Source organism: Mesorhizobium sp. M2C.T.Ca.TU.002.02.1.1, assembly GCF_003997225.1.
The window spans coordinates 1-4,675 of sequence record NZ_RZTO01000503.1; the positions used below are offsets into that span (position 1 = coordinate 1).

General features: G+C 63.8%; 5 protein-coding genes. 1 reads left to right on the forward strand and 4 read right to left on the reverse strand.

Annotated elements, in window-relative coordinates; all coding sequences use genetic code 11:
- Positions 1 to 624: TetR/AcrR family transcriptional regulator (locus tag EOD07_RS23415; RefSeq protein ID WP_281059081.1), on the reverse strand; the 624-nt coding region annotated here is incomplete at its 3' end.
- Between EOD07_RS23415 and EOD07_RS23420 the strand changes: the two genes are divergently transcribed.
- Positions 602 to 1,411 (forward strand): methyltransferase domain-containing protein, encoded by an 810-nt coding sequence (locus tag EOD07_RS23420; protein ID WP_164772459.1) that lies wholly within the window; start codon positions 602 to 604, stop codon positions 1,409 to 1,411. The genes EOD07_RS23415 and EOD07_RS23420 overlap by 23 nt on opposite strands.
- Before the next feature lie 32 nt (positions 1,412 to 1,443).
- On the opposite strand, the gene EOD07_RS23425 is transcribed toward EOD07_RS23420, so the two are convergent.
- From EOD07_RS23425 to EOD07_RS23435, 3 genes are read right to left on the reverse strand one after another with little or no spacing between them, the layout of a single operon-like run.
- On the reverse strand, positions 1,444 to 2,304 hold the full coding sequence (locus EOD07_RS23425; RefSeq protein WP_127237142.1) for a carbohydrate ABC transporter permease: 861 nt from the start codon (positions 2,302 to 2,304) through the stop codon (positions 1,444 to 1,446).
- Positions 2,301 to 3,191: a sugar ABC transporter permease gene (locus EOD07_RS23430; RefSeq protein ID WP_127237143.1), complete on the reverse strand. Its 891-nt coding sequence runs from the start codon at positions 3,189 to 3,191 to the stop codon at positions 2,301 to 2,303. The genes EOD07_RS23425 and EOD07_RS23430 overlap by 4 nt, the downstream gene beginning before the upstream one ends.
- 27 nt (positions 3,192 to 3,218) lie before the next feature.
- Complete coding sequence (locus EOD07_RS23435; protein WP_127237144.1) at positions 3,219 to 4,511, reverse strand: extracellular solute-binding protein; 1,293 nt, start codon at positions 4,509 to 4,511, stop codon at positions 3,219 to 3,221.
- Between the last annotated feature and the right edge of the window lie 164 nt (positions 4,512 to 4,675).

Below are 4,675 nucleotides of genomic sequence, written 5' to 3' on the forward strand. Positions count from 1 at the left end.
CCTGAACATGGCGTCGACCTGAGGCGGAGGCAGTCGAGACTTTCGTTCGAACCACCAGTTCAGCGCCGTGAGGAAGGCGCCGACGATGAATTGCACGACGAAGTCGCGCGGGATGGCGTCGCCGTAGAGGGTGGGGGGCAACTCCCGCCGCACCATTTCCGACAGGATCAGACGAATTTCGTTTTCCGTCACGGCGCCGCCCCGACCGCCGATCATCGTGCGGTAATGATCGGCATATCGGGCCGCATGTTCGAACATGGCCGTGCTGAAGCCTAGCGGATCGTCGTGCGATGCTTCGGCTCCAGCGCGTGCTGTCGATTGCGCCTCCTCAAGTTCTTCCCGAAGCATCCGGAAGCCGCTGCGCAGCAAGTCCTCCTTGCCGGTGTAGTGCGCATAGAATGTCGAGCGGCCGACATCGGCTTCGTCGATGATGTCCTGCACTGAAAGGGCCTCGTAGCCCTTGCGCAGCATCAGGGTCAGCAGCGCCTGGTGAAGGGCTTTGCGGGTGCGGGCGGCCCGCCGGTCGATGTCCCGTGACATGGGTTCGCTTTCTTGCCGTTCGCATGGAGGGGGCGACTTTTCCGGGATAGCGGGGCCCGGATTGTCCGGTAACGAACGTTCCATCCGCTTCGTCCGTCGAAATCCCGAACAAGCTGTCCATTATCATACGATCCGTTTCGAAACAGTGCCAGCCGCAATCGCAATGCCGGCATTGGCCGGCCCCGCGCCGCTAAGAAAGGACGTGACGAACATGCACCATTTGCGAAGCGAAACACGTGCCGCCGGGGCAGCAGTCGGCCCCGGGGCCAACAAGGGCATCAGCTTTCCGCGCCTCTATGACCTGCTGGTCCTTATGCTGACCCGTGGGCGTGACAGGGCCTATCGTGAGGCGCTGCTCGATCTGGCCGGCCTTGCGCCGGGCTTCCAGTTACTGGACGTCGGATGCGGCACCGGCACCCAGGCGATTGCCGCCTGGCGCCGCGTTCAGCCAGGCGGATCGGTTGTCGGCGTCGACGTCTCCGAAAAGATGCTCGCCGCCGCTCGCCGCAAGGCGAGTCGGGCCGACGTCGAAATTCCGTTTCATCATGCTGACGCGGTCAATTTGCCGTTCGAGGACGGTCGCTTCGATGTCGTCACGTTCACGACGGTGCTGCATATGGTGCCCGAGGCAAGGCGCGGCTTTTGCCTGAGCGAGGCCGCGCGCGTTCTGCCCCCAGGCGGACGGCTGCTGCTGATCGACTATGCCGGACCGGTGGGCGAGCGCGGACACATGTCGGCAAAGCATGGTCTACACGGCCAATTCGACCTGCACCACCTCCGCGAACAGCTGGCGTCAATCGGGTTCGAACGCATGGAAGGCGGCCCGCTCAACTGGCTCGGCCTGCATTACCTGCGCGGCGTCAGGTCGTGAAGCCTGCATTCACGCCGATCGCCTACGCAGCATTATCCCTTGATCGCGGATCCCACGATCGAATCGACGAAGAAGCGCTGCAGGAAGACGAAGAGCACGAGCGGCGGCAGGACGGCGAGCGTGGCGCCGGCCATCACAAGGCCGGTGTTGACGGCGCCGCGATTGTAGCTGAGCAGCCGGCTGAGGCTGATCACGATCGGATAGGCGTCGGCATTGCCCTGCAAAACGGTGAGCGGCCAGAGATAGCTGTTCCAGTGATAGACGAAGGCGAACAGAGCCAGCGCAGCGATCGCCGGCGCCACGCTCGGCGCCACGATCTTGTAGAGGATGAGCAGCTCGGAGGCGCCGTCCATGCGCGCGGCGTCGATGAGGTCGTCGGGCACGCCGGCGATGAACTGGCGCATCAGGAAGATGCCGAAAGCGTTGGCGAGGTTGGGCACGATGATGCCGGCGAGACTGGCGTTCAGCCCGATCGAGCCGACCATGCGGTAGAGCGGGATCAGCGTCACGATCGGCGGCAGGAACATGGTGGCGATCAGTACCGAGAAGAGCAGCGAGCGGCCGGGGAAGGAATATTTGGCGAAGGCGTAGCCGGCCATCATGCTGGTGATCAGGATGCCCGCCGTGGTGATCGAGGCGATGACAAGCGAGTTCCACATCGAGCGTCCGACATTGATGACGCCAGCGACCTTTTCATAGGCATCGAGCGTCGGCGTGCGCGGGATCCAGACCGGCGGCACCTGCATGGTCTCAGCCGGCGTCTTCAGGCTGGAGAGCACCATCCAGGCGAGCGGGAAGGCGGAGGCGACGGCGACCAGCAGCATTGCGGTCGCAAGCAGCGCCTTGCGCCCTGAAGGGCGCTTGCGGGCGGGCGATCGGGTTGCCGCGCTCATTCGCTGTCCTTGCGGTTGACGAAGGCAAACAGCGCCGAAACGCAGACGATCAGCGAGATCATCAACATCACCGCCATGGCCGAGCCCAGCCCGCCTTGCGCGCGTTCGATGCCGACGCGGCGGATATGGTAGGTGAGCACATTGGTCGAGCCGACCGGTCCGCCTTGCGTGATCAACGCGACCGGCTCGAACACCTGCACGGCGTTGATGATGGCGATGACGGCGCTGAACAGAAGCGTGCGGCGAAGCAGCGGCAGGGTGATGAAGCGGAACTGCTCCCGGCCATTGGCGCCGTCGAGCGTTGCCGCCTCATAGAGGCTGCCTGGGATCTGCGTCAGCCCGGCGATGGCGAGCACGGTGAAATAGCCGACCTGCTGCCAGACATTGAGGAACACGATCGAGACCAGCGCCGAGCGCGGCGAGGAGAGCCAGGGTTGCGGGCCGATGCCGACCAGGCCGAGCAACTGGTTGAGCGGGCCTTCGCTTGGCGCATAGAGCTTCGACCAGACCAGGGCGACGGCGATCATCGGCACCATGTAGGTGGAGAACAGCACCGTGCGCAGCGCCGTGCCGCCGGCGACCTGGCGCTGATAGACCAGCAGGCCGAAGACGACCGACAGCGGCAGGATGAGGACGACCGACAGCGCGGTGTAGATCGCCGTGTTGAGGAGCGCGGTCTTGAAGTCGCGGCCGACCGAGGTCGGGCCGAAGATCTCGTGGAAATTGCCGAGGCCGACGAAGCTCGCCTCGGAAAAGGGCGTCTGCGTCGACCAGTCCTGGAAGGACAGCCAGACGGTGAGCAGCATCGGCACAAGCACGAACACGCCGATCAATGTCACGGCGGGCGCAAGCATGATGCCCGCCGAGGCACGGAAAGCTTTGGCCATTCACCTGCTTCCGGTCAGGGACCCGAACTATTTGGCGGCACGCTCCAGGATCGACGTGGCGTCGGCCTGAGCGTTCGCCTGCGCATCCTTGGCCGAGACCTGGCCATACTGCAACGCCTCGAGCGTCTGCTGCAGGGATTCCGAGAATTCCTGGCCGCCGAGCACGACCGGAAATGGCCGCGCATCGGCAAGCACGCCGACATAGCCGGACAGGAATTCGGAACCGAGCTTGTCCTTATGCGCCTCGATGTCGGAAGTGCGAGACGGCAGGATGCCCATCGACATCAATATGTCGGACATGGCCGAGGCGCCGTTCTTGCCCGATTTCGGGCTGTTCAGCCAGGCCAGGAACTCCCAGGCCGCCTTCTGCTCGGCCTCGCCGGCCTTGGCGTTGACGACGGTCATCCAGGAATAGGAGATCGAATGCGGTTTGTCGCCGCCCGGGCCTACCGGGATCGGCGCTGTGGCGATGTTTGTGAACTTGTCGCCCATGCCGGCCTTGAGCGCGCTTTCCCACCAGTTCGCCATGATGATCATGCCGGTCTTGCCGGAGACGAAATTGTCGAGGAACGGACCGGTGGTGTTGGCGTCGGCCGTCGCCATCGCCGGATTGCTCGCGCCGGACTTTATCAAGTCTTCATAGAGCGCGAAGGTCTCGCCGGCCTGGGGACTGTCCAGCGCCGGCTTGCCATCCTTGACCAGGTTGCCACCATTGGAGACGAGCAGCGAGGCGAAGGGATGCACCACGCCCGCCGCCCATGAGTTGATCATGCCGAAGCCCTGCTGGCCCTTGTCCTTGTTGGTCAGCTTGGCCGCGGCATCCTTGAATTCGGCCCATGTTTTCGGAGGCGCGGCGATGCCCGCTTCCTTGAACAGTTCCTTGTTGTAGTTCAGCGCATAGACGTCGATCTCGTTCGGGATGCCGTAAAGCGCGCCGCCGACGGAGGCGGCGCTGACGACGCCCGCCGGCCAGGCTTTCCTCACCTCGCTGGCAACAGCGTCGGGAGCAGGGGCGACGAGCTTGTCCCTGGCCAGTTCCGGCAGCCACAGGTCGTAGATGCCGCCGATCGTCGGGCCGTCGGAGGAGCCGCCCTGCGAGCGCAGCGTGGTCAGCAGGTCGCCGAAGGGGACCGCGCGCACGGTGATGGCGACATCCGGATGAGTGGTGGAAAAATCCTTCGCCGCCGCTTCGAGCAAGGCCACCGTCTCCGGCGACCAGTGGGTCAGGTAGGAGATGTTGACCGATTGCGCCCAGCCGGTCGCGGGCAGCGCGACGAGCCCCGCTGCGAGAGCCAGCTTCGAGATCCAGGCAAGCGACATCGGCATCCTCCACAAAAGCCGCGGCAAGAGCAATGACGTTATGACAAGTTTGAGCAATGGCGCAAGCCCCTTGCATGCGAGGGTTGGAGCATGTTCGTGGATCAAAAATCCAGATAGCATCGGTGGTGTAAAATAGCTGTTATAAATCAATTATATATGTCATC